A 22,884-nucleotide genomic window follows, 5' to 3' on the forward strand; every position below is an offset into this window, starting at 1 on the left:
CCCATGAGACGATCGATTCATGAAGGATTCTCACGCTATTGATGTCGCTGAGCCCGCGAGCGCTCACGGCCCCGGTCGTGCGCCAGCAGGAATCCCCCTGACGATCCGCCTCGGTGAGCGCGAGTTCGCCGCCCTGGTCCGCATCGCCCGCCACAGAGAGACGACCGCCGCCGGCCTTGTCGAGCAACTCGTACTGCACGCGCTCAGCCGCGCCGACGTCCCGCCGCCAGCCGAGTCCCACCCCGCCCGCAAGCACACCACCTACGAGGAGGCCACCGCCGGCTTCCGCGCCGATGCCGGGGTCCACACGCCGCCAGACATGTAGCCCCTCGACGGGCTTCAGAGCTCCGAGTGCCCCAGCAGATGCACCGGGATGCCGAACGACAGCGCGACGCAGACGATCCCAGCGAAGAACACCAGCCCCTGCCAGGCGGGGAGCGTGTCCGCGAGGCCCAGCAGGAAGAGGCCCACCAGGAAGAGCACGAAGCACAGGATGAATGCGATCACATCGCCCATGCCGCAACTATCCACCCGGCCCTTGAGGTTGGCAAGAGCCGGAGATTGGCAAGAGCGAGAGGTTGGCAAGACCGGTCCTGCGGCGCGATGCTGGCGACGTGGAAGAGAACGCGCGCCCCGGTCCCGTCCGCGCCGCGCTGCGCTTCGTCCGCAAGGCCGGCGTGCTCCTCGCCGACTACGAGTACGTCCTCCGGCACCAGCTCCGGGCGAACTTCGAGCGCGACCCGCCCGAGGCGCTCGTCGACGAGGCCGGGGAGGGCGCGCCCATCGTGCTGCTGCCCGGCATCTACGAGACCTGGCGCTTCCTGCACCCGCTGGCGCGCCGCCTCCACGCCGCCGGGCATCCCGTGCATGTCGTCACGTCCCTCGGTCACCTGGGCATGTCGCTCGCGGAGGCCGCCGACCAGGTGGAGCACTATCTGCGCGAGCAGCATCTGAGCGGGGTGACGATCGTCGCGCACAGCAAGGGCGGCCTCGTCGCCCGCCTCCTGCTCGGCAGGCCCGACGCGTCGGCGCGCATCCGCCGCGTCGTCGCGATCGCCACGCCGTTCTCGGGGTCGCCGCTCGCCGTGCTGGTGCCGTTCCCGGCCGTGCGCGCGCTGCGGCCCGGCCACCCCGAGCTCGTGCGGCTGGCAGCCGACGGCGCGGACGTCGGCCGTGTCGTGTCGATCTGGGGCTGGTACGACCCGCACATCCCGGGAGGCTGCGCGCTGCCGGGCGCGCGCAACCTCCGGATGCCGGTCGGCGGCCACTTCCGCATCCTCGGCAGCCCGGCCGTCCTGGCGCTGGTGGACGAGCTCACGAGCGGATGAAATCCCGGGTTACGACCCTGGCGCGCGTTCGTCGCGCGCCGCTATCCTCGGCCTCGTGACGCGGTCCGCAGCACCCGGCGGGCCACAGGGGGAGGACGACATGACGCGAACGATCGGGCGGGCGCCGGCTCGTCTCACCGGCGGCCTCGTCGCCGCAGCGGCTCTCGCCCTCCTCGCCGGCTGCGCCGGCACCCCGAGCGGCGCGGCGCTCGTCGGCACCTGGGGCTCGACGGCCGCGTCGCAGCCGAACCTCACGATCGAGAACGACGGCGCCTTCTCCGGCACGGACGGCTGCAACCGCCTGTCCGGCAAGGGCTCCGTCGACGGCGACACCATCACCTTCGGCCCGATCGCCAGCACCCTGATGGCGTGCCAGGGGGTCGACGAGTGGCTGGCGAAGGCGTCCAGCGGGACGGCGAAGGGCAGCACCCTCGTCGTCTACGACATCAGCGGCAACGAGATCGGAAAGCTCGACAAGTCGAAGTGATCCGCTGCCGATAGGAGGGCGCCGCCGACCCGTGGCGGCGCCGAGGCAGAGAGGGGCGGCGCATGGCGCGGCTCGAGTCAGACATCCAGACGGCGAGCGGTGACACCCGGCTCGCCCCCGCCTACACCGGCCGACTGTCGCGGAAGAGCCCGCCGGCCATCCTGCCGGACGACGCCACCGACCCGGCCAGCACGTACCGGCTGCTCCACGACGAGCTTCTCCTCGACGGCAGCTCGCGCCTCAACCTCGCCACCTTCGTCACGACGTGGATGGACCCGGAGGCCGAGATCCTGATGGCCGAGGCGTTCGACAAGAACATGATCGACAAGGACGAGTACCCGGCGACCGCGGCGATGGAGCGTCGCTGCGTGTCCATCGTCGCCGACCTCTTCCACGCCGAGCCCGGCGAGCCGACCGGGGCCGCGACGATCGGGTCGAGCGAGGCCGTGATGCTGGGGGGTCTCGCCCTCAAGTGGCGCTGGCGCGCGAAGCGGGCGGGCGTCTCCGGCGCCGACCCGGGCGCGATGCCCAACCTCGTGCTCGGCTCGAACGTGCAGGTCGTCTGGGAGAAGTTCTGCCGCTACTTCGAGGTCGAGCCGCGCTACCTCCCGGTGGCGAAAGGCCGCTACGTCATCACGCCGGAGCAGGTGGTCGACGCCGTTGACGAGAACACGATCGGCGTCGTCGGCATCCTCGGCACCACCTACACCGGCGAGCTGGAGCCGATCGCCGCGATCTGCGACGCGCTCGACGCCCTCGCCGCGTCGGGCGGACCCGACGTCCCGGTGCACGTCGACGCCGCGAGCGGAGGCTTCGTCGTCCCGTTCCTGCACCCGCACCTGGAGTGGGACTTCCGCCTCCCGCGGGTGGTGTCGATCAACGTCAGCGGGCACAAGTACGGGCTCACCTACCCGGGGATCGGCTTCGTGGTGTGGCGCTCGCCGGAGTACCTGCCGGACGACCTGGTGTTCCGGGTGAACTACCTCGGCGGCGACATGCCCACGTTCACGCTGAACTTCTCCCGTCCCGGCAACCAGATCGTCGGCCAGTACTACAACTTCGTGCGGCTCGGCCGCGCCGGGTTCACCGCGATCATGGAGGCCCTGCGCGACACCGCGCTGCTCATCTCGACGGGCCTCGCCGAGGACCCGGCGATCGAGGTCATCACGGACGGCTCAGCCATCCCGGTCATCTCGTTCGCGCTGAAGGACGGCACGCCGTACACGGTCTTCCAGGTGTCGCACGAGCTCCGCGCCCGGGGCTGGCAGGTGCCCGCGTACACGATGCCGGACGACGCGACCGACGTCGCCGTGCTGCGGATCGTGGTGCGCGACGGCTTCAACGCCGACCTCGCGGAAGACCTCGTGAACGACGTCCGCGCGGTGTGCGCCGAGCTGGGGGAGCAGGCCGAGAAGGCCGGTGCGACGCACCCGGCGGCGACGGCGACGGAGTCCGCGCGCACGCGGACGCACTTCGCGCACTAGCGGGGCGGCGTGAGCGACGGAGGAGGCGGCGGCGAGCGGAGGAGACTCCTGCTCTCCGACGCCTCCTTCGCGGTCGGCTCGGTGTGCTTCGCGGTCGCGGCGCTGCCATCGGTCGCGGCCGCGCTGGGCGCGATCGTCACCAACGTGGTGTTCGTGGTCGGGTCGGTGTTCTTCACGCTCGGCGCGGGGCTGGCCCTCGGCGTCCCGAACCGGAGCTCGTCCATCATCCAGTTCGTCGGGACGCTGTTCTTCAACGGGAGCACGACGATCGCGCTCGCCGCGGCGGTCCCCGCGGGAGCGGCCGGGGGTACGGGCTGGCGGCCGGACGCGTACGGGTCGATCTGCTTCCTCGTCTCCAGCCTGATCGCTGTGGCCGCGGTCGCCCGGCAGCACGGGTCGCGCCGGGACGGAGCCGGAGCCGTGCTCAACCTGCTCGGCTCGGTGCTCTTCGGCTTCGCGGCCGTCGGCGCGTTCGAGCTGCCGGGGACGGACACCCTCCTCAGTGCGTTCTGGACCGGCGTCGGCACGGTCGGCGGCGCGGTGTGCTTCCTGGTCGCCGCCGTGCTCGGCCTGCTTCCCGCGCCCGGCGCTCAGCGCGCGGCGACGGCCTCGAAGTAGGAGCCGGACGCGAAGTCCTCCAGCAGGGTCGGGCCGGTCGGCGTCCAGCCGTAGCGCTCGCGGGTGATCGCGCTGGAGGCCGGGATGTCCATCCCGAAGAACCGGCCGATCCAGCCGAAGTGCGCGTCCACGTCCTCCGGCGCGATGGACTCCACGGGAATCCCGAGCCCCTCGCCGATCGCCGCCGCGATGTCGCGGGCCGGGATGCCCTCCTCGCCGACCGCGTGCACGCGCGCCGCCGGGGTGGCCTGCTCCAGAGCGAGCCGGACCAGCTTCCCGGCGTCGAGCCGGTGGACGGCCGGCCAGCGGTTGGAGCCGTCGCCCACGTACCCGGCGACGCCCTTCTCGCGGGCGACGCGGACCAGCTCCGCGCTGAAGCCGTGGTCGCCGCGGCCGTGGACGGTCGGCGAGAACCGCAGCGCGACCGGCCGCACGCCGCGGTCGGCGTACTCGAAGGCGAACGCCTCGCCGCCGCCGCGTGGGGCGTCCGGGCCGACGTAGGGCGACGGCACGTCCTCCGTCAGCACCTCGCCGGGGCGCGCGACGATGCCCGACGCGAACAGGAACGGCCGGTCGGAGCCGGCGAGCTCGTCGCCGATCGTGGCGACGACCGCGCGCTCGGTGCGGCCGGCGCCGGCGTAGTCGGAGAAGTCGTGCTTGAAGCCGAGGTGGATGACCGCGTCGGACGCCGCGGCGCCGGAGCGGATGCTCTCCAGGTCGTCGAGCGAGCCGGCGACGGCGGTCGCGCCGGTGGCGCGGATGCGCTCGGCGGACGCCTCCGAGCGGGCGAGGCCGGTCACCTCGTGACCGGCGGCGAGGAGTTCGGGGACGACGGCGGAGCCGATCCAGCCGGATGCTCCAGTGACGAAGACGCGCATGGGGATGACCTCCCGAGTCATGGGATCGTGATGATGTCAGTGACTGTCGTCAGTGACTGACATCACGATAGCACCGATGTCAGCAACTGTCATCACCGCGTCGAAACCGGCTACACTCGTCCCGTGGGACGCTGGACACCGGACGCGCGCGGCCGCCTGGAGCGGGCGGCGATCGAGCTGTACGCCGAGCGCGGCTTCGAGGGGACCACCGTCGCCGACATCGCCGAGCGCGCGGGCGTCACCGAGCGCACCTTCTTCCGGCACTACGCCGACAAGCGCGAGGTGCTCTTCGCCGGATCGACCGCGATGCAGGAGGCCGTGCTCGCCGCCATCGCCGCCGCGCCCTCCGACGCGCCTCCCTTCGCGGTGGCCGCCGCCGGGATGCGCGCCGCGGCCGCGCTGATCGACAGCCGCGGCGGCGACTTCCCGCGCCGCCGCTCGGCGGTCATCGCGGCGAACCCGAGCCTGCAGGAGCGCGAGCTGCTCAAACTTGCGTCGCTCGCCACGGCGTCGGGGGAGGCCCTGCGCGCCCGCGGCGTCGCCGAGCCCGCAGCCAGCCTCGCGGGACAGGCCGCCGTGGGCGCGTTCCACGTCGGCTTCGCCCAATGGATCGCCGGCCCCGCCGACGCGACCCTCTCCTCCCACGTCGACGAGGCGCTCGCGACCCTCCCAACCCTCGCCTAAGCGCCGACAGGGGTCGCAACACGCCGCCACGCGTCGCGGACAGCGGCGTGTCGCGACCCCGCTACAGACCTCAGGCGAGCGCGGCGTCGATCGCGGCCAGCTCGCCGGCCTCCAGCGCCGGCGCGTGCACCGCGCCGAGGTTCTGCTCCAGCTGCGCCACGCTGCTCGCCCCGATGATCGCGGACACCACCACCGGGTTCCGGAGCACCCACTGCAGCGCGAGCTGCGCCAGGCTCTGCCCGCGCCCGGCCGCGATGTCGTTGAGCGCCCGCACCCTCGTCAGCACGTCGTCGGTCAGGTCGGACTCGTGCAGGAACACGCTCGTGACGGCACGCGAGCCCTCCGGCACCCCGTTGAGGTAGCGGTCGGTCAGCATCCCCTGCGCCAGCGGCGAGAACACGATCGCGGCGGCGCCAGCGGCCTCCACCGCGTTCAGGACGCCGTCCTCCACGTGCCGGTCGAACATCGAGTAGCGCGGCTGGTGCAGCAGCAGCGGCGTCCCGGCGTCGGCGAGCAGCGAGGCCGCCGCGGTGGTCTGCGCCGGGTCGTAGTTCGAGACGCCGGTGTAGAGCGCCTTGCCGTGCGCGACGGCCGTCGTCAGCGCGCCCATGGTCTCCTCCAGCGGGGTCTGCGGGTCCGGGCGGTGGTGGTAGAACACGTCCACGTACTCCAGCCCCAGCCGGCGCAGGCTCTGGTCGAGCGATGACAGCAGGTACTTGCGCGAGCCGAAGTCGCCGTACGGCCCCGGCCACATCAGGTAGCCGGCCTTGGTCGACACCACGATCTCGTCGCGGTAGGCGCGCAGGTCGGTGGCGAGGATGCGGCCGAAGAACTCCTCGGCGGCGCCGGGAGGCGGCCCGTAGTTGTTGGCCAGGTCGAAGTGCGTCACGCCCAGGTCGAAGGCGCGCAGCACGATGGCGCGCTGGGTGTCGAACGACCGCGCCGTCCCGAAGTTCTGCCAGAGCCCGAGCGAGAGCGGCGGCAGCTGGAGGCCGCTGCGTCCGGCGCGGCGGTAGGGCATCGAGTCGTAGCGGGCGGGATCGGCGACGAACGGAGTGGGCATGGGGCCAGCCTAGAGGGCGCGCCCACCGCTACCGTTGCCCTGTGAGCGGGGCGACCGGAGGCCGGATCGCGCGGGTGGCGTCGCGCGTGTCCACGATCGAGCTGCTGTTCGACCTGGTGTTCGTGTTCACGATCGGCCAGCTCACCGCGGTCATCGTGCAGCATCCCGGCGTCGAGTCGGTGCTGCGCGCGGCCGCCATCCTCGCCGTGGTCTGGTGGATGTACGACGCGTTCGCCTGGCTCACCAACCAGGCCGTGCCCGACACCGTCCCCGTCCGGCTGCTGCTGATCGCGGCGATGGCGGCGTTCCTGGTGCTGTCGCTCGCCATCCCTGACGTGTTCACCGGGTCGGGCGTGCTGTTCGGGCTGGCCTACCTGACGGTCGTGATCATCCACGCCGGGCTGTTCATCGCCCGGGGAGGCCGCGGCTCGGTGCGCGTGATGCTGCGCGTCGGGCCGCTGAACGCCCTCGCGGCGCTGCTGCTGATCGCCTCCGGGTACGCGACCGGGTGGCTGGAGTGGGTGCTCTTCCTCGCGCCGCTCGCGCTGTTCCTGGTGGGCGGGCTGCTCGCGCGGTCGAGCCCGTTCGCGCTCGGCGCCTCGCACTTCGTGGAGCGTCACGGCCTCCTGATGATCATCGCGTTCGGCGAGTCGATCGTGTCGGTCGGCGCCGGCCTGACCGCGTCAGGGCTCCGTCCGCAGGTGGTCCTCGGCGCAGTGGCCACGGTCGCGATGGTCGCGGCGCTGTGGTGGTGCTACTTCTCCGGCGACGACGAGCGGGCCGAGCAGTCGTTCGGGAGGGCCTCCGGGCGGCGCGGCACGACGCTCGCCCTCACCGCCTACTACGTCGCGCACTTCGTGATGCTGTTCGGTCTCGTCGGCGTCGCTGCCGGCCTGCACCTCTCGCTGGAGGATGCCTTCGCCCCCGTCACGCCCGCGGCGGCCTGGCTGCTCTCCGGAGGCGTCGCCGTCTACCTCGTCGGAGACGCGGAGTACCGCCGCGAGCTGCGGCTGGGTCCGTGGGCGTACCGGCTGATCGGAGCGGCCGGAGCCCTCGTCGCTGGCCTCCTCGCGGCGTGGATGCTGCCCCTGCGGGCGGGAGAGCTGCCGGGGATCGCGCTCATCGCCGCGCTGCTGGCGATCGTCGTCCTCGTGCTGGTGGCCGAGCGCTCGCGACGGTGACCCGCGACTGTCCGCGGGCCTGAGTAGCATGCGGGGCATGGACACGATCGAGTGGCTCCTCGACTCCGACCCGAGCATCCGCTGGCAGGTGCTCCGCGACCTCGCCGGCGCGTCCGACGAGACCGTCGCCGCCGAGCGCGACCGCGTCGCGACCGAGGGCTGGGGCGCCAGGCTCCTCGACGCCCAGGGGCCGGACGGTCGCTGGGACGGCGGCGTCTACCGGCCGGGGTGGGCGCAGGAGGACCGCCCGTTCTTCGACGCCTGGACAGCCACGCACTTCACGCTGCAGCAGCTGGCCGACTTCGGGGTCGACCCGGCGCACCCGCGCGCGCTGGAGGCCGTCTCCCACGTGCGCGACCACGTCCGCTGGGACCACGCCGGCGAACCCTACTTCGAGGGCGAGACCGAGCCGTGCATCAACGGCGTCGTGCTGGCGCTGGCCGCCTACTTCGGCCAGGACGGCTCGAACGCCGCCGCCACGCTCGCCCGCGGCCGGCTCGCCGACGGCGCCTGGAACTGCTGGGCCGAGTACGGCGCGCGGGTCTCGTCGTTCCACTCCACGATCTGCGCGGTGGAGGGCCTCGCCGCCTGGAACGCGACCGGCCGGGGCGACGCGGCGTCGGCCGACGCGCAGCGCACGGGCGAGGAGTACCTCCTGGCGCGCGGCCTGTTCCGCCGGCTGAGCACCGGCGAGGTCGCCGACCTGCGGATGACGCTGCTCAGCAACCCGGTGCGCTGGTTCCACGACATCCTGCGCGGCCTGGAGCACTTCCGCAGCGTCGACCGCCGCGACCAGCGCCTCGTGGAGGCCGTGGAGCTGCTGCGCGGCAAAGCGGACGCCGACGGCCTCTGGAACCTGGAGAACCGGCACGAGGGCCCGGCCTGGTTCGACTTCGGCGAGAACGAGGGGATGCCGAGCCGCTGGATCACGCTGCGGGCGCTGCGGGTGCTGCGCTGGTGGGATGCGGCGGTGTAACTACGCCGACGCGGCCTCCGCCATGTGGTCCTTCGGCAGCCGGCGCACCTTGGTGCGGCGCTTCCGCCGGTCCGGGATCATCGACCGCATCTCCTCCAGCTTGCCGAAGCACAGCAGCCGGTCGCCCGCCTGCAGCTCCACGCCGCTGCGCGGGTTCGGGATGACCGTGGCTCCGCGGTGCAGCGTGAGCACCGTGATGTCGCGGTCCCACAGCCCGGACTCCTTGATCGTCTTGCCGATCAGGTCCGCGTTGCCGTGCACGAGCAGTTCGGCCACGCCGTAGCCGCGCGAGACGCTGAGGCGCTGGCGCACGTCGATCTCCGGGAACGCCACCTGGTTGGAGATGAAGTCGATGATCGCGCCCGCGACGTCCAGACCGGTGGCGCGCTCGATGCCCTCCAGGCCGGGCGAGGAGTTGACCTCCATCACCAGCGGACCCTCGTGGCCCTCCAGCATGTCGACGCCGGCCACGCGGAGGCCCATGATCTGGGCCGACCGCACCGCGGCCTCCTCGTACTCCGGGGTCAGCTCGACCTTCTCGACCGTGCCGCCGCGGTGGACGTTGGAGCGGAACTCGTCGCCGCTCGCCACCCGCCGCATCGCGGCGACCACCCGGTCGCCGACGACGAGCGCGCGGATGTCGCGGCCGCGGCTCTCCGAGATGAAGCTCTGGATGAGCACGTTCTGCTTGGTCGAGTGCAGCGTCTCCACGATCGACTCCGCGATCTTCGCCTCCGGGGCGAGGATGACGCCGATGCCCTGGGTGCCCTCCAGCAGCTTGATGACGACGGGCGCGCCGCCGACCTGCTCGATCGCCATGCGCACGTCGGCGCGGCTGTTCACGAAGGTCGTCGCCGGCATCCCGATGTTGTGCCGGGACAGGATCTGGTTGGCCCGCAGCTTGTCGCGCGAGTTGGTGATCCCGTTCGCGGTGTTGGGCGTGTAGACGTCCATCTGCTCGAACTGCCGCACGACCGCGGTGCCGTAGTAGGTGATCGAGTTGCCGATGCGCGGCAGGACGGCGTCGTAGTCGGACAGCAGCCGGCCGCGGTACTGCAGGTCGGGCTCCTCGCCGGACAGGTCGATCGCGAAGCGGAGGGTGTTGAGCACCTTCACGGTGTGGCCGCGGTCGCGCGCGGCCGCACGCAGCCGCTGGGTCGAGTACGCGTGCGGAGCGCGGGAGAGGATGGCGAGCTTCATCGATGGATCCTGCAAAGATAGGGGAATGGCCGGTGACCTCCATTCAAACACCCTCGTCGTGGGGTGGCGTGAATGGGCGAGCCTGCCCACTATCGGCATTCCGTGGACCAAAGTCAAGATCGACACCGGAGCCCGCAGCTCCGCGCTGCACGCGTTCGATCTGGAGGAGCTGCCCGGCGACCGGGTGCGGTTCACGGTGCACCCCTGGCAGGACGCCGACACCGACGCCTCGGTGGTGGAGGTCCCCATCCACGACCGCCGCGTCGTGCGCAGCTCGTCGGGTCACGCCGAGGACCGGATCGTCGTGCTGCTGGAGCTCGTGCTCGGCGGGCGGACCGTCCTTGCCGAGACCACGCTGAGCAACCGCGACCAGATGGGCTTCCGGATGCTCGTGGGCCGGGAGGCCCTCCGGCAGGGCTTCGTCGTCGACCCGGGCCGCTCGTTCCTCGCCGGCCGGGCGCCGCGGGACGTCCGGCGCCGCAACCGCGGGCGCGCGGTGGAGCCCGCGGCCGCGCCGAATCCGGGCGAGGACCCGCGCCCGTGACGCGAACGGCCGTGTCGTTCAGCCGCGGCCTCGCACTCCTCGTCGCGGCCACGTTCTTCATGGAGAACCTGGACGGCACCATCATCCAGACCGCCGCCCCCACGATGGCGCGCGAGTTCGGCGTCGCGCCGGCCGACGTGAGCGTGGCGATGGTCGCCTACCTGCTCGCCGTGGCCGCGGGCATCCCGGCGACCGGCTGGCTGTCCCGCCGGCTCGGGATCCGGCCGGTGCTGCTGACCGCGATCGTCGTGTTCACGCTCGCGTCGCTGCTGTGCGCGTTCGCGCCGACGCTGACGCTGCTGACGGTCGCGCGCGTGCTGCAGGGCGTCGGCGGCGCGCTCATGGTGCCGGTCGGGAGACTGGCCGTGCTGCGCGACATCGACCCGGTGGACCTCCTCGACGCGATCGCCTACCTGACCTGGCCCGCGCTCATCGCCCCGGTGATCGCGCCCGCGCTCGGCGGCATCCTGTCGGACACGATCGGCTGGCGCTGGATCTTCCTGATCAACCTCCCGTTCGGCGTCGCCGCGATCGTGGCGGGGCTGGTGCTCGTGCCGCGCACGGAACGGCAGCGCGACCTCCCGTTCGACGGGCGCGGCTACGCGGCGATCGCGCTCGCGCTGGTGCTCCTGACGGCGGGAGCGGAGGGCCTGAGCGCGGAGGACGGCCGGCTTCAGCTCGCGGGCGGCGCGGCCATCCTCGTGTCCATCGCGGTCGGCTGGGCCGCCATCACGCGGTCGCGCGGACGGGAGCACGCGCTGTTCGACTGGAGCGTGCTGCGGCTGCACTCGTTCCGCGCCGGGAACATCAGCGGCGGCGTCTACCGCATGATCATCACGGGCGCGCCGTTCCTGTTCACGCTGCTGTTCCAGCTGGCCTACGGCTGGAGCGCGACACTCGCCGGGCTGACCGTGATCGCGATCTTCGTGGGGAACCTGGCGATCAAGCCGTTCACGACGCCGCTCATCCGCCGGTTCGGGTTCCGCACCGTGCTGATCTGGTCGAACCTGCTCGGGATGCTGGTGCTCGCCGCGTTCGTCGGCATCGGCCCCGCGGCGCCGCTGCCGGTGCTGCTCCTGCTGCTGGTGGCGAGCGGCGTGTTCCGGTCGATCGGGTTCAGCGCCTACAACACGCTCCAGTTCGCGGACGTGGAGGCCGGGGACACCAACAACGCGAACACCCTCGCCTCCGCGCTGCAGCAGGTCGCGACCGCCCTGGGCCTGGCGGTGGTGGCCGTGTTCGTGCGGGCGTCAACCGCGGTGTCGGAGGGCGTCACCGGGTCACCGCTGCCGGGCTACCACTGGGCGTTCGCGCTCGCGGCGGCGCTGCTGCTGCTGCCGCTGGCGGGAGCGTTCCAGCTCCCGCACAACGCCGGAGCCCGCGCCACCGCCCGCCGCTGACGCGGACCACCTCCCGCCGAGGGGCACGTTGTTGTCACTTTTCGCGCCCAGAAGCGACAACGACGTGCCCTTCGGTGAGGCGGTCAGCGGAGGCGCTCCTCCTCTTCGCGTTCGAGGCGCTCCTTCTCGGCGTCCTTCGCCTCCTGCTCCTTCTGGATCTCCTCTTCACGAGGCGTCTTGTTCGTCACGTCGATCCTCCGTCCCTCGATCCCCGCATCCTACGCCGCGCCCCGCCACCGCCCACCCTCCCGCCCGCCCGCAGCCAACGGAGGACATCCCACCCCAAACCATCCCAAACTCCTCCGTTCACCACCTCCCGCGGTCGCGTCGCGCCGCATCTCCTCCGTTACCCGCGCGGTCGCTAACGGAGGAGATCGCGGCCGAAAAGGCCGCCGGAGGCAGCTAACGGAGGAGATTTGGGGCGGAGGGGGTGGGAGTCCTCCGTTAGCTGCAGGGGCGGCGGGCGGGGTGGGGTTAGTCGCGGAGGAGGGTGCGGAGGGTGGTGATGGTGTCGGCCTCGGCGGCGGGCTTGTCGTCGCGGTAGCGCTTGACGCGGGCGAAGCGCAGGGCGATGCCGCCGGGGTAGCGCGACGAGCGCTGGACGCCGTCGATCGCGATCTCGACCACGGTCGTCGGCGCCACCCACACCGTCCCCGGCGTGCGGCGCACCTCGATCCGCTGGAACTCCTCGGTCTGCCAACGCAGCAGCTCGTCGGTGAGGCCCTTGAACGTCTTGCCCACCATCACGAAGCCGCCCGGCTCGCCGAACGCGCCGTCCGGGTCGCGCGCGCCGAGGTGGAGGTTGGAGAGCATCCCGACGCGCCGCCCGGAACCCCACTCGCACGCCAGCACCACCAGGTCGTAGGTGAGCACGGGCTTGACCTTGATCCAGCTCGCGCCCCGGCGCCCGGCGGCGTACGGCGAGTCGATCGCCTTGACGACCACGCCCTCCTGGCCGGCGGCGAGGGCATCGCGGGAGACGCGCTCGGCGGTGTCGGGATCGTCGGTGACCTCGCCCGGGATGCGGTGCTCCCCGGCGACGCGCTCCAGCTCCGCGAGCCGGACCGACAGCGGCTCGTCCAGCAGGTCGCGCCCGTCCACGTGGAGGATGTCGAAGAACCACGGGTGCAGCAGGGTCTCGCGCCCCTCCGCGCCGAAGCGGGACATCGTCTCCTGGAACGGCCGCGGGCCGCCGTCCTCGTCGAGGGCCAGCGTCTCGCCGTCGAGGACGAGGTCGCGGGCGGGCAGCCGGCGCACGATCTCCACGACCTCCGGGACGCGGTGGGTGATGTCGGCGAGCGTCCGGGTGAAGACGCGCACGCTGTCCCCCGAGCGGTGCACCTGGATGCGCGCGCCGTCGAGCTTGTACTCGACCGACGCGCGGCCGGTCGTCTCCAGAGCGGCAGCGGCGGAGGGCGCGGTGGCCGCGAGCATCGGCAGTACCGGCCGGCCGACGACCAGGCCGACCGCGGCGAGCTCCTCGGCCGTGCCGGTCAGCGCCAGCACAGCCGTCGCGCCGAGGTCGCCCGTCAGCATGGCGGCCCTCCGGACGTCCGGGCCCGGCCGGTCCGCGGTGCGGGCGAGGGCGTCGAGGAGGACGCCCTCCAGCGCGCCGGTGCGCATCTCCCCGAGCAGGACGCGGGCGAGGAGGTCCTGCTCACCCGCGGTCGCGCGGGCCGCGAAGTCGCTCAGCGCAGCACTGCGCTCGCGCGCGGAGCCCTCCCCGCCGAGCGCGGCGAGCTCGCCGAGCAGGGCGTCCAGGTCGAGAACGGTCAGCGTGGGCACGTCCGCGCTGCGCCCGCCCAGCATCCCGCTGACGCTGCGCCACCCGACGCCGACCCGGCCCTGGCGCGGCTTGCCGACCAGGAATCCGACCGCCGGGGCGATCTCGTCGGGCTGCAGGTCACCGAGCAGGCCCGCGAGCGCGTCGACCTTGGCCAGTCGCGAGCGCGTTCCGGCGACGGTCTCCAGCGTGGTGACGATCGTGTCGAGGAGCACAGGCCCAGTGTGCCACCGGCCGCCGACGCCGGCTCAGCTCGCCGGCGTCGCGATCCCGCGCCCGAACGTGATCGCCCGCACGATCTGCACGATCCCGAGCACGATGAGGCTGATCCCGGCGAGGATGAACAGCACCACGATCCCCCACAGCGGGCTGAACAGCAGCACGATGCCGGCGACGATGCTCAGGATGCCGAAGAAGATCGACCAGCCGCGTGACGGCGAGTCGCCGACCTGCGCCAGTGCGACCGCGCCCTCGACGATCCACGCGATGCCGACCAGGATGCCGATGAACACCGCGAGGAAGGCCGCGGTGCCGGACAGGTTCGCGAACGCGATGACGGCGCCGATGATCAGCAGGATGCCGAAGACGATGTCGAGCGCCCGCGCGCCCCCGCCGATCCCGCGCGCGAAGATGCCGATGCCGAGGTAGGCGATGCCCGAGACGAGCAGCGAGATGGCGATCAGGACGGTGAGGCCGACCGCCGCCGTCTTCGGCCAGAACACGATGATCACGCCGATGATGAGCGCGACGGCGCCGCTGACGCCGAGCGCGACGCGGACGCTGTTGATGGCCGACTTCGTCAGGTCCTGCCCGTTGAGCGAGAACGACGCGAACCCGGATGGTTGAGTGCTGGACATGCTCGGAAGGTAGCGCCGTGGAGGCGCGCCTGTCTAGAGCCTTCCGGACCGTGTGAAATGAAACGTCACGCGCCTGACCGCTAGTAGTCCTCGCGCCCCTCGCCGAGCACGGACAGCGTGTCCTGGTCCTCCGACCAGTCCCGCAGAGCCCGTTCGAGCTGGCGGCGGGTCCAGTCGTGGGTCAGCTCGGCGGCGTCCAGCGCGGCCAGGCGGTCGAGGCGCTCGGCCGCCGTCCCCTCCAGGTCGTCCATCTTCGTTCCCCTCTCGGCGCTCGCGGCCGTCCGGCGGCGGGTGGGACCAGCCGCTGTCTGCTTGGCGCTGCCCGTGGGGTGGGCCGCCTGAAACCCGGTGCTCCCGCTCTTGTCCGCGGCTCGGCCGGACGGCCTGGCCCGCCGCTGCCCTCATGGTGCACCCGCGGAGGCCGGTCGCGGTAGCCCCGTACGCGACTCCATACCGGTCGGTATGCTCGCCCGCTACCGCGATGCCCGGACGGCTTCAAGTGCTCTTCGCGACCTCGCAGAGGGTACGGACGGGAGGTCCAGACGGGTCTCGTAACGTCGCCGAATGCCCTCGATCGAGTCAGGCCGGCACCCCTGCCGGCCTCGTCGTGGGCGACGGAAAGGATCCACGTGAAGAACACCATCCAGAACACCTCCGGAACCACTCGCACCGCGTTCGGCGCTCGTCGCGTCGTGATCGGCGCCGCCTCGATCGTGGCGGCTGGAGCACTCATCGGCGTGGGGGCGCAGGGGGCTTTCGCGGCCACCGGCGACACCGGTGCTGCGGGCTCCGGCTCGGCGACGGTCTCCACCTCGACCTCGACGGCCGGCGCCTCGGCCTCGACCGGTGGTTCCGCCGGGTTCGACCTGGGGGACGGCTTCTCGCTGTTCGGCCAGGCGCACGCCCTGTTCAACGGGCACATCAACGGCGCCAAGGCGCAGAAGCTCGCCAAGAAGATCGTCGCGGACACCCCGGTCTTCTCGCTGCTGCCCGACAGCCTGCAGGGCGACCTGAAGACCCTCGCCAACGCGACGTCGCAGGACCGCACCGCCGACGCCAAGAAGCTCGTCTCGACCGCGCTGAGCGGCGGCTACGGCAGCGCCATCCAGAAGCTCGCCGACCAGCTCAAGGGCGCCACCGAGAGCAGCGACGACCAGGACGGCAACGCCCAGGGCGGACTGGACCTGAAGGGCCTCGACATCAAGGGCCTGATCTCCGGCCTGCAGAGCGGCGACCTCCTCGGCTCCGGCTCGACGTCGGGCGCCACCTCGCAGCTCAGCTCCGAGGTCACCGGCATCGCCTCGGCCGTGACCGGCGACAGCCAGCTCGCGTCGAAGCTCCCCGACTCGTTGCGCAACGACCTGTCGCAGCTCGCCTCGGCTCCGGCCTCGGCGCAGTCGGCCGACCTCCAGCACCTCGCGACCACCGCCCTCAGCGGCGGCTACGGCTCGCAGGTGCAGCAGGTCGCCGACCAGATCGAGTCGGCGGTCACCGCGGCCCACTGAGGCCCGCACCGCAGCGTTCGCGCCCTCACCTCCTCCCGGGAGGTGGGGGCGCGGCCGCGTGTCCGGGAGGCCCGAAATCGTTCGCAAGGCGGATGCCGCCGGCCCGCGCGCAGGCGCATCATTCGAGCATGTGGTTTCGCAGGATGGTCGTCGCCGTCGCCGCCTACGCCCTGTTCGCGGGCGGCCTCGCCACGCTCTACGTCGTCGAGCAGCAGGCGGGCCGCAACGCGGTGGAGGACGCCCCGCGCGCGCTGCTCTCCGCCGGGGAGGCCACCGCGGCCGCCACGCAGCCCGACCGCGTCGACCTCACCTCCTACCTCGGCACGTTCTGGGTGCAGTACGACGCGCACGGCGCCCCGATCGCCGGGAACGGCTACCTCGACGGCGCGCTCGCCCAGGTGCCGCACGGCGTCCTGGACACCGCGAAGGCGACGGGGGAGGGCGATGCCGTGAGCTGGGAGCCCGGGCAGGGCCTCCGCTTCGCGATCGTGGCGCAGCCGGTCGGCGACGGCGTCGTCGTGGCCGGCCAGTCGCTGCAGCGGACCGAGGACCGCGCGACTCGCACGCTGATCTACATCGGCCTGGCCCTCGTGGCCGGCGCGTTCGTCGTGGCCGCAGCGGTGGGCGCGGACGCGCTGCTCACTCAGCGGCGCTTGACCCCGTAGCGGTGCTCCGGACGGCCGGTCGCGCCGTACCGGAGCTCCAGCTTCAGCACGTCGCTCTGCTCCAGCTGGGTGAGGGCGCGCTGCGCGGTCGTCCGGCTGATCCCCACCGCCGCGGCGACGTCGTTCGCCGACAGGCTCCCGTCGCCGGCCGCGACCGCGTCGTAGACCGCCTGGAGGGTCGGGGCCAGCCGGCGCAGCTCCTCCGCCTGGCCGGTCGTGGCCGGCCGCAGCAGGTCGAAGACCCGGTCGATGTCGTGCTGCGTCGGCTCGTCGGGGAAGCCGCCCAGATCCTCGTTCGCGCGCCGGAACGCCTGCAGCCGCTCCGCGAGCTGCGCGAACCCGAACGGCTTCACCAGGTAGTGCAGCGCGCCGAGCTGCACGGCCTTGCGCACGGTGGCGATGTCGTTCGCCGCCGAGATGACGATCACCGCGGGCGCCGACGGCTCGCCGAGGAGGCTCCGCACGACCTGGAGGCCGTCGCCGTCCGGGAGGTAGACGTCCATCAGCACGAGGTCCGGCCGCAGCTCGCCCGCCAGCCGCAGGGCGTCGGCCGCCGTGTGCGCCTGGCCGGCGACGCGGAAGCCGGGGACGGCCTCCACGAACCCGACGTGCACGGAGGCCACGCGGTAGTCGTCGTCGACGACCAGCACGCTCAGCGACGGCGTCGCCTGCTGCCCGCTCATCGTGCGGCTCCTTCCCTGCGCGCGGGAGGGGAGGCCTCCCCGGCCGTGTGACGCGGCAGCACGATGGTGAACGTCGCGCCGGGCCCGCCCGACACCGTGACGGTCCCGCCGAGCTTGGTCACGGTCGAGTGCACCAGCGACAGCCCGAGCCCGCTGTGCCGCACGAGCGAGCCGCGCTTGGTCGAGTAGCCGCTCTCGAAGATCCGCGGGAGCTCCGTGCTGGGGACGCCGGGTCCGTTGTCCGCGACCCGCACCGTCACCGACGCGGGCGTCTCCACGACGCTCACGACAGTCCGCCGCGGGGCCGGGGCCCCGGACAGCGCGTCGAACGCGTTGTCGATCAGGTTGCCGAGGATCGTCGTCAGCGCCTGCACCCGCTCCGGCGCCTCGCCGAGGTCGGTGTCCGGCGCGATCACCAGCTCGATGCCGCGCTCGTTCGCCTCCGCGGCCTTGCCCAGCAGGAGGCCGACGATCAGCGGCGAGCCGATGTGCGAGCGCAGGGTGGCGTCGAGGTCGGCGGTCGTGCCGCGGATCTCGTTGAGGTACTCCAGCGCCTCCTTCGTCCTCCCGAGCTCCAGGAGGCCGGACACCGCGTGCATGCGGTTGGAGAACTCGTGCTGCTGGGCGCGGATGGACTCGCTGAAGCTGCGCTCGCCGTCCAGCTCGCGGGTCAGCCCGATCAGCTCGGTGCGGTCCTGGAGGGTGAACACGGCGCCGTGCGGCCGGTTGCCCAGCTTCACCGGCATCCGGTTGATGACGAGCACGTGGTCGTCGGTGATCGCGATCGCGTCCTTGACCTCCGAGGTGCCGGTCAGGGTGTCGCGGATCGGGCCGGCGACCAGCACGTCCGCCAGCAAACGTCCCCTGGCCCCCTCCGGCAGCCGCAGCAGCCGCTGGGCCTCGTCGTTGACGACGGTGATCCGGCCGGCCGGGTCGATCGCGATCACGCCCTCCCGGATGCCGTGCAGCGTGGCCTCGCGCTCCTGCAGCAGCCGCGCGATCTCGTCCAGTTCGAGGCCGAACGTGCGGCGCTTCAGGAGGCTGGCCAGCCCGAACGACGCGAGCGCGCCGATCGCGAGCGCCAGCACGAACCACGAGCCGTAGGCGGGCAGCTCGGACAGCAGCTCGCTCGCCACCGAGCTCTCCCGGATGCCGACCGACACCTCCCCGACGATCTGGTCCGACGCCGGTGCGTACAGCGGCACCCGGGCGTTGGCGTTGACGCCGGTCGCGCCGGTGTCGGTGCGCAGGTGCACCTTGCCGTCGGCGGCGACGAAGGGCTCCTCCACCTTCTGCCCGATCAGCGCCGCGTCGGGGTGCGAGTGCCGCACGCGGTTCCTGTCGATCACCACGACGTAGGCGGCGCCGGTGCTGTTGGCGGTCTGCGACGCCAGGTTCTGGATGGTCGCGTCGCAGCCCGTCCCGCCGTGCGCCATGCAGTTCTGGACGTCCGGGATGCCCGCGAAGGTCTGCGCGATCGCGGCGGCCCGCGCCTGGTAGTCGGCGTCGAGGTTGGCGCGCGCGGACTGCGCCAGCAGGAGGAAGCCGACCAGCATCGAGACGACGAGGATCGCCAATTGAGCCAGGAGTATCTGGCTCGAGAGTCGTCTGATCCGTCGTCGCATCACCCGAGATTGTTTCATCTCCTGCTGAGGAGCGCGTGCGCGCAGAATGCGCAAAACCTGCGACAACGCACACAAGCGGGTGAATCGGGCGCAAGCGAGACAGCCGCGCGGCCGGCGGGAGAGCATCGGTGATCACACGGCATGCACACGGAACTCGTGCATCCGAAGACAGAGAGGTCTTGAACCATGGTCGAACACCGACCCAGAAGCGCCGCCGCGGCCCCCGCGGCCGAGGAGGCGGCGCGCATCGACATCGTCGGACTGACGAAACGCTTCCTCACGCCGAAGGGCGAGACCTTCACGGCGATCCGCGACGTGACCCTGACCGTCGAGCCCGGCCAGTTCTGCGCCATCGTCGGCCCGACCGGCTGCGGCAAGTCCACGACGCTCGCCCAGGTCTCCGGCCTGGAGCGGCCGAGCGCCGGCTCCGTGAGCGTCGGCGGCCGGATCGTGGACGGCATCACCAGCGGCGTGAGCTACATGTTCCAGGCCGACTCCCTCTTCCCGTGGAAGACCGTGCTGGCCAACGTGATGATCGGCCCGATCCTCCTCGGCACGTCGAAGAAGGAGGCCACGGCCCTCGCGATGGACTGGCTGCGCCGCGTCGGCCTGGCCGGCTTCGAGGACCGCTACCCGCACCAGCTCTCCGGCGGCATGCGCAAGCGCGTCGCGATGGCGGCCGCGCTCATCAACAACCCGCGCATCCTGCTCATGGACGAGCCGTTCGGCGCGCTCGACGTGCAGACCAAGGCGATCATGCAGACCGAGCTGCTCACCCTGTGGGAGGAGCTGCGGCCGTCGGTGCTGTTCATCACGCACGACCTCGACGAGGCCGTCGCGCTCTCCGACCGCGTGGTCATCATGACCAGCAGCCCGGGGACGGTCAAGGACGTCTTCGACATCGACCTGCCGCGACCGCGCGGCAACGTTCAGGAGATCCGGCACGAGGAGAAGTTCCTCGACATCCAGGGCCGGATCTGGGAGTCGCTCCGTGACGAGGTCACGCGGGCCTACGAGCAGACGGCAGGAGCGGCGGCGTGACCACCATGACGATCGCAGAGAAGAACAACGCAGAGAAGAAGACGGGAACGCCCGCCTCCGCCCCCCTCGCCGAGCGCGAGACCGAGCTCCGGGTCGCCGGCCGCCGCGCCTACCGCCGCCGGGTCGCCTGGGTGTGGACGGGCCGCGTCGCCGTCGCCATCGTCGTGGTCGGCGGCTGGCAGTGGTTCACCTCCGTCGGCTGGGTCGACAAGTTCTTCTACGGCCAGCCCTCCGGCATCTGGGACAGCCTGGTGCACCTGTTCACGCAGGGCACCGCGTTCGGGACGATCTGGGAGAACCTCTGGATCACGGTCCAGGAGGCCTTCCTCGGCTTCCTGCTCGGCACCCTGCTGGGCGTCGTGTTCGGCATCCTGCTCGGCTCCAACCGCTACCTCGCGTCGGTGTTCGGCCCGTACATCAAGGTCGTGAACTCCATCCCCCGGATCGTGCTCGGCTCGATCTTCATCGTCGCGTTCGGCCTCGGCGTCTTCCCGAAGGTGCTCCTCGCCGCCGTGCTGGTGTTCTTCGTCGTCTTCTTCAACGCCTTCCAGGGCGTGCGGGAGGTCGACCAGAACCTGGTGGCGAACGTCCGCGTCCTCGGCGCCTCGCCGGTGCAGGTCGCCCGGCACGTGACCATCCCGTCGGCCATGACCTGGATCATCGCGAGCCTCCACACCGCGTTCGGCTTCGCGATCATCGGCGCCCTGGTGGCCGAGGTGCTCGGCGCCCAGCACGGCGTCGGCCTCATCATCAGCCAGGCGCAGGGCAGCTTCGACCCGAACACGGTCTTCGCCTGCATGGTCATCGTCGCCGTGGTCACGCTCGTGGCCGAGTACCTGATCACCCTCCTGGAGAAGTCCCTCCTCAAGTGGCGTCCGCCGAGCCGGTCCGAGGCTCAGGCGATCTGAGCGCCGTTTCACCCCCACCTGTCCTGCAACGAAGCAGAACGCCGGCCCCGTCCGGCACGAAGAAAGGAACAACCCCCATGAAGAAGCGCAGCATCGGTGCCATCGTGGCAGCGGGCGCCGTCGTGGCCCTGAGCCTCGCCGCCTGCTCCGGCGGTGGAGGCGGCACCGCGGCGGCCGGCAGCAGCTCCGGCCCGGTGCCGACCGTCAAGATGATGGTCGGCGGCATCGACAAGCAGATCTACCTCCCCTACCAGCTCGCCCAGCAGCTCGGCTTCTACAAGAAGTACGGCGTGAACGTCGAGCTCTCGACCGAGCAGAACGGCGGCGTCGGCGCCGAGGACGCCATGGCCTCCGGCCAGGTGGACATGGCAGGCGCCTGGTACATCCACACCGTCGACTTCCAGTCGAAGGGCAAGGACGTCATCAACCTCGTCCAGCTCTCCGGCGCCCCCGGCGAGCGCGTGATGTGCAACCCGAAGGCGAACGTCAGCTCGGCCGCCGACTTCAAGGGCAAGAACATGGGCGTCACCGACCTCGGGTCTGGCACCGACGAGCTCACCCAGTTCCTCGCCGCCAAGCAGGGCGTGACGAAGAAGGAGTACAACACCATCGCCGTTCACGCCGGCGCGACGGCCATCGCGGCCATCCAGCGCGGCTCCGCGGACTGCGTCATGACCACGCAGCCGACGGTCGGAGCGCTCACCTCGCAGAAGCTCGCCGTCTCCGCGGTCGACATGGCGACGACGAAGGGCGCGACCAAGGCGCTCGGCGGCGCGTGGCCCGCGGCCGGCCTGCTGGCGAACGCGAGCTGGGTGAAGAGCCACGAGGACGCCGCGCAGAAGGTCGTCGACGCGCTCGTCGCGACGATGCACTGGATCGCGACCCACTCGGCCGCGGACATCGCGAACAAGATGCCGCAGGACTTCGTGCAGAACAGCACGATCACCAAGCAGCAGTACATCGACGGCCTGTCGACCGACAAGGGCCAGTTCCTGCCGGACGGCATCATGCCCGCCGGCGGCCCGAAGGTCATCTTCGACATGGAGAAGACCATCGGCGTCGACACCTCGAAGGTGAAGATCAGCGACACCTTCACCAACAAGTACGCGGAGGCGGCGAACAAGCTGGAGGGCACCAAGGTCACCACGACGCCCGCCGGCGCGAACGGCTGACCCACCCACGGAAACCCCCGAATCAGCCCGCCCGGTGTTGTCCAGCCATCCAACGCACCGGGCGGGCTTCCACGTGCCCGCCGTCACCCTCGCCGAAGGGCACGTAAACGCCCCTAAAACGCGCTTTTAGGGGCGTTTACGTGCCCCTCGACGGTCAGCGCGGGCGGGTCGCGCGGATGCGTTCGACCGCGCCGGAGCGCAGGCGCTCGTGCTCCACGACCTCCAGCCCCACGGCCTCCACCTCGGGCCGGTGGCGCCGGGTGAGGTGCTCGCCCTGCAGCGGGACGCTGACCCGCTCGATCAGCCACTGCCCGGCGTAGACGAGGGCGCGGTCGCTGCGGGTGTGGTCGACCAGCACGACGGAGCCGCCCGGCACGACCACGCGCGCCATCTCCGCGAGCGCGACCTCCGGCCGCGGGATCGAGCAGAGCGCGAGCGCGCAGACGACCGTGTCGAACTCCGCATCCGCGAACGGCAGCGCTTCGGCGTCCCCCTCCCGGAGGTCCACGGTTCGCCCGAGCTCCGCGGCCCTGCGGCGCGCGATCGCCAGCATCTCCGGGCTCAGGTCGATACCCACCACCTCGATGCCCGCCGGATAGTACGGGAGGCTGCGCCCGCTCCCGACGGCGACCTCCAGCACCCGGCCGCTCGCCCGGGCGCCGACCCACTCGCGGCTGCCGGCGAGCATGGTCAGCTCGGCCTTGCCTACGGAGCGGTCGTAGCGGGCGGCTTGACGGCGCCAGGTCCGGCGCTGGCGCTGGGTCTCCTTCGAGGCGGCCGGGTTCGCGTCGGTCATGGCGCC

The 22,884-nt window shown here is 71.9% G+C and carries 25 protein-coding genes; 15 read left to right on the forward strand and 10 right to left on the reverse strand.

Annotated features, from left to right (window positions below):
* The first annotated feature begins 19 nt into the window (after window positions 1-19).
* On the forward strand, window positions 20-325 hold the full coding sequence (locus tag ABCS02_RS27615; RefSeq protein WP_345838910.1) for a hypothetical protein: 306 nt from the start codon (window positions 20-22) through the stop codon (window positions 323-325).
* Between the two features lie 14 nt (window positions 326-339).
* Here the strand turns inward: ABCS02_RS27615 and ABCS02_RS27620 are convergent, their stop codons facing one another.
* The gene (locus ABCS02_RS27620) at window positions 340-516 is read right to left on the reverse strand and encodes a hypothetical protein (protein WP_345838911.1); all 177 of its coding nucleotides are present in this window, start codon (window positions 514-516) and stop codon (window positions 340-342) included.
* Between the two features lie 98 nt (window positions 517-614).
* Here ABCS02_RS27620 and ABCS02_RS27625 point away from each other — a divergent pair, with 98 nt between their 5' ends.
* The 4 genes from ABCS02_RS27625 (at window position 615) to ABCS02_RS27640 (ending at window position 3,917) form a co-directional block, all read left to right on the forward strand.
* Window positions 615-1,328: an alpha/beta hydrolase gene (locus ABCS02_RS27625; RefSeq protein WP_345838912.1), complete on the forward strand. Its 714-nt coding sequence runs from the start codon at window positions 615-617 to the stop codon at window positions 1,326-1,328.
* Window positions 1,329-1,428: 100 nt separating this feature from the next.
* Entirely contained in the window at window positions 1,429-1,815 is a 387-nt protein-coding gene (locus ABCS02_RS27630; RefSeq protein WP_345838913.1) for an META domain-containing protein, read from the forward strand.
* A 62-nt stretch (window positions 1,816-1,877) separates the two neighbouring features.
* The gene (locus ABCS02_RS27635) at window positions 1,878-3,299 is read left to right on the forward strand and encodes a glutamate decarboxylase (RefSeq protein ID WP_345838914.1); all 1,422 of its coding nucleotides are present in this window, start codon (window positions 1,878-1,880) and stop codon (window positions 3,297-3,299) included.
* 9 nt (window positions 3,300-3,308) lie between these two features.
* Window positions 3,309-3,917: a hypothetical protein gene (locus tag ABCS02_RS27640; protein WP_345838915.1), complete on the forward strand. Its 609-nt coding sequence runs from the start codon at window positions 3,309-3,311 to the stop codon at window positions 3,915-3,917.
* On the opposite strand, the gene ABCS02_RS27645 is transcribed toward ABCS02_RS27640, so the two are convergent.
* A complete protein-coding gene (locus ABCS02_RS27645) occupies window positions 3,890-4,816 on the reverse strand; it encodes an SDR family oxidoreductase (RefSeq protein ID WP_345838916.1) in 927 nt (308 codons plus the stop codon). The genes ABCS02_RS27640 and ABCS02_RS27645 overlap by 28 nt on opposite strands.
* Window positions 4,817-4,918: 102 nt before the next feature.
* Here ABCS02_RS27645 and ABCS02_RS27650 point away from each other — a divergent pair, with 102 nt between their 5' ends.
* Window positions 4,919-5,479, forward strand: coding sequence for a TetR family transcriptional regulator (locus ABCS02_RS27650; RefSeq protein ID WP_345838917.1), 561 nt, complete (start codon window positions 4,919-4,921; stop codon window positions 5,477-5,479).
* Window positions 5,480-5,549: 70 nt separating this feature from the next.
* On the opposite strand, the gene ABCS02_RS27655 is transcribed toward ABCS02_RS27650, so the two are convergent.
* A complete protein-coding gene (locus ABCS02_RS27655) occupies window positions 5,550-6,542 on the reverse strand; it encodes an aldo/keto reductase (RefSeq protein ID WP_345838918.1) in 993 nt (330 codons plus the stop codon).
* A gap of 41 nt (window positions 6,543-6,583) precedes the next feature.
* On the opposite strand from ABCS02_RS27655, the gene ABCS02_RS27660 reads away from it, so the two are divergent.
* Entirely contained in the window at window positions 6,584-7,723 is a 1,140-nt protein-coding gene (locus ABCS02_RS27660; RefSeq protein ID WP_345838919.1) for a low temperature requirement protein A, read from the forward strand.
* A 37-nt stretch (window positions 7,724-7,760) separates the two neighbouring features.
* Window positions 7,761-8,699 carry a hypothetical protein gene (locus ABCS02_RS27665; RefSeq protein WP_345838920.1) on the forward strand — a complete coding sequence of 313 codons (939 nt, stop codon included), beginning with the start codon at window positions 7,761-7,763 and terminating at the stop codon, window positions 8,697-8,699.
* Here the strand turns inward: ABCS02_RS27665 and rimK are convergent, their stop codons facing one another.
* Window positions 8,700-9,899, reverse strand: coding sequence for a 30S ribosomal protein S6--L-glutamate ligase (gene rimK, locus ABCS02_RS27670; RefSeq protein ID WP_345838921.1), 1,200 nt, complete (start codon window positions 9,897-9,899; stop codon window positions 8,700-8,702).
* Between the two features lie 25 nt (window positions 9,900-9,924).
* Here rimK and ABCS02_RS27675 point away from each other — a divergent pair, with 25 nt between their 5' ends.
* Complete coding sequence (locus ABCS02_RS27675; protein WP_345838922.1) at window positions 9,925-10,443, forward strand: RimK/LysX family protein; 519 nt, start codon at window positions 9,925-9,927, stop codon at window positions 10,441-10,443.
* Window positions 10,440-11,843 (forward strand): MFS transporter, encoded by a 1,404-nt coding sequence (locus tag ABCS02_RS27680; protein WP_345838923.1) that lies wholly within the window; start codon window positions 10,440-10,442, stop codon window positions 11,841-11,843. Before ABCS02_RS27675 ends, ABCS02_RS27680 begins: the two co-directional genes overlap by 4 nt.
* A gap of 474 nt (window positions 11,844-12,317) precedes the next feature.
* On the opposite strand, the gene ABCS02_RS27685 is transcribed toward ABCS02_RS27680, so the two are convergent.
* From ABCS02_RS27685 to ABCS02_RS27695, 3 genes are all read right to left on the reverse strand, one after another.
* The gene (locus tag ABCS02_RS27685) at window positions 12,318-13,841 is read right to left on the reverse strand and encodes an ATP-dependent DNA ligase (RefSeq protein ID WP_345838924.1); all 1,524 of its coding nucleotides are present in this window, start codon (window positions 13,839-13,841) and stop codon (window positions 12,318-12,320) included.
* 33 nt (window positions 13,842-13,874) lie between these two features.
* On the reverse strand, window positions 13,875-14,483 hold the full coding sequence (locus tag ABCS02_RS27690) for a DUF308 domain-containing protein (RefSeq protein WP_345838925.1): 609 nt from the start codon (window positions 14,481-14,483) through the stop codon (window positions 13,875-13,877).
* Between the two features lie 80 nt (window positions 14,484-14,563).
* Complete coding sequence (locus ABCS02_RS27695) at window positions 14,564-14,734, reverse strand: hypothetical protein (protein ID WP_345838926.1); 171 nt, start codon at window positions 14,732-14,734, stop codon at window positions 14,564-14,566.
* Window positions 14,735-15,112: 378 nt separating this feature from the next.
* Between ABCS02_RS27695 and ABCS02_RS27700 the strand changes: the two genes are divergently transcribed.
* Window positions 15,113-15,988, forward strand: a complete 876-nt coding sequence (locus ABCS02_RS27700) for a hypothetical protein (RefSeq protein ID WP_345838927.1) — start codon at window positions 15,113-15,115, stop codon at window positions 15,986-15,988.
* Window positions 15,989-16,116: 128 nt separating this feature from the next.
* Window positions 16,117-16,653, forward strand: coding sequence for a hypothetical protein (locus tag ABCS02_RS27705; protein ID WP_345838928.1), 537 nt, complete (start codon window positions 16,117-16,119; stop codon window positions 16,651-16,653).
* Here the strand turns inward: ABCS02_RS27705 and ABCS02_RS27710 are convergent.
* Window positions 16,632-17,336 carry a response regulator gene (locus ABCS02_RS27710; RefSeq protein WP_345838929.1) on the reverse strand — a complete coding sequence of 235 codons (705 nt, stop codon included), beginning with the start codon at window positions 17,334-17,336 and terminating at the stop codon, window positions 16,632-16,634. The genes ABCS02_RS27705 and ABCS02_RS27710 overlap by 22 nt on opposite strands.
* Complete coding sequence (locus ABCS02_RS27715; RefSeq protein ID WP_345838930.1) at window positions 17,333-18,913, reverse strand: sensor histidine kinase; 1,581 nt, start codon at window positions 18,911-18,913, stop codon at window positions 17,333-17,335. The genes ABCS02_RS27710 and ABCS02_RS27715 overlap by 4 nt, the downstream gene beginning before the upstream one ends.
* A 234-nt stretch (window positions 18,914-19,147) precedes the next feature.
* On the opposite strand from ABCS02_RS27715, the gene ABCS02_RS27720 reads away from it, so the two are divergent.
* From ABCS02_RS27720 to ABCS02_RS27730, 3 genes are all read left to right on the forward strand, one after another.
* The gene (locus ABCS02_RS27720; RefSeq protein WP_345838931.1) at window positions 19,148-20,002 is read left to right on the forward strand and encodes an ABC transporter ATP-binding protein; all 855 of its coding nucleotides are present in this window, start codon (window positions 19,148-19,150) and stop codon (window positions 20,000-20,002) included.
* Window positions 20,003-20,007: 5 nt separating this feature from the next.
* A complete protein-coding gene (locus tag ABCS02_RS27725; RefSeq protein WP_345839176.1) occupies window positions 20,008-20,910 on the forward strand; it encodes an ABC transporter permease in 903 nt (300 codons plus the stop codon).
* A 77-nt stretch (window positions 20,911-20,987) separates the two neighbouring features.
* Complete coding sequence (locus tag ABCS02_RS27730; protein ID WP_345838932.1) at window positions 20,988-22,082, forward strand: ABC transporter substrate-binding protein; 1,095 nt, start codon at window positions 20,988-20,990, stop codon at window positions 22,080-22,082.
* A 154-nt stretch (window positions 22,083-22,236) separates the two neighbouring features.
* Here the strand turns inward: ABCS02_RS27730 and ABCS02_RS27735 are convergent, their stop codons facing one another.
* A complete protein-coding gene (locus ABCS02_RS27735; RefSeq protein WP_345838933.1) occupies window positions 22,237-22,878 on the reverse strand; it encodes a class I SAM-dependent methyltransferase in 642 nt (213 codons plus the stop codon).
* Between the last annotated feature and the right edge of the window lie 6 nt (window positions 22,879-22,884).

It is taken from the genome of Microbacterium sp. X-17 (assembly GCF_039615055.1).

Excerpts from the sequence above, each read along its gene's own strand:
- ABCS02_RS27615 (WP_345838910.1), top strand. The coding sequence starts at position 20 with ATGAAGGATTCTCACGCTATTGATGTCGCTGAGCCCGCGAGCGCTCAC.
- ABCS02_RS27620 (WP_345838911.1), bottom strand. The coding sequence starts at position 516 with ATGGGCGATGTGATCGCATTCATCCTGTGCTTCGTGCTCTTCCTGGTG.
- ABCS02_RS27630 (WP_345838913.1), top strand. The coding sequence starts at position 1,429 with ATGACGCGAACGATCGGGCGGGCGCCGGCTCGTCTCACCGGCGGCCTC.
- ABCS02_RS27635 (WP_345838914.1), top strand. The coding sequence starts at position 1,878 with ATGGCGCGGCTCGAGTCAGACATCCAGACGGCGAGCGGTGACACCCGG.
- ABCS02_RS27645 (WP_345838916.1), bottom strand. The coding sequence starts at position 4,816 with ATGACTCGGGAGGTCATCCCCATGCGCGTCTTCGTCACTGGAGCATCC.
- ABCS02_RS27655 (WP_345838918.1), bottom strand. The coding sequence starts at position 6,542 with ATGCCCACTCCGTTCGTCGCCGATCCCGCCCGCTACGACTCGATGCCC.
- ABCS02_RS27665 (WP_345838920.1), top strand. The coding sequence starts at position 7,761 with ATGGACACGATCGAGTGGCTCCTCGACTCCGACCCGAGCATCCGCTGG.
- rimK (WP_345838921.1), bottom strand. The coding sequence starts at position 9,899 with ATGAAGCTCGCCATCCTCTCCCGCGCTCCGCACGCGTACTCGACCCAG.
- ABCS02_RS27675 (WP_345838922.1), top strand. The coding sequence starts at position 9,925 with ATGGCCGGTGACCTCCATTCAAACACCCTCGTCGTGGGGTGGCGTGAA.
- ABCS02_RS27690 (WP_345838925.1), bottom strand. The coding sequence starts at position 14,483 with ATGTCCAGCACTCAACCATCCGGGTTCGCGTCGTTCTCGCTCAACGGG.
- ABCS02_RS27695 (WP_345838926.1), bottom strand. The coding sequence starts at position 14,734 with ATGGACGACCTGGAGGGGACGGCGGCCGAGCGCCTCGACCGCCTGGCC.
- ABCS02_RS27705 (WP_345838928.1), top strand. The coding sequence starts at position 16,117 with ATGTGGTTTCGCAGGATGGTCGTCGCCGTCGCCGCCTACGCCCTGTTC.
- ABCS02_RS27710 (WP_345838929.1), bottom strand. The coding sequence starts at position 17,336 with ATGAGCGGGCAGCAGGCGACGCCGTCGCTGAGCGTGCTGGTCGTCGAC.
- ABCS02_RS27720 (WP_345838931.1), top strand. The coding sequence starts at position 19,148 with ATGGTCGAACACCGACCCAGAAGCGCCGCCGCGGCCCCCGCGGCCGAG.
- ABCS02_RS27725 (WP_345839176.1), top strand. The coding sequence starts at position 20,008 with ATGACGATCGCAGAGAAGAACAACGCAGAGAAGAAGACGGGAACGCCC.
- ABCS02_RS27730 (WP_345838932.1), top strand. The coding sequence starts at position 20,988 with ATGAAGAAGCGCAGCATCGGTGCCATCGTGGCAGCGGGCGCCGTCGTG.
- ABCS02_RS27735 (WP_345838933.1), bottom strand. The coding sequence starts at position 22,878 with ATGACCGACGCGAACCCGGCCGCCTCGAAGGAGACCCAGCGCCAGCGC.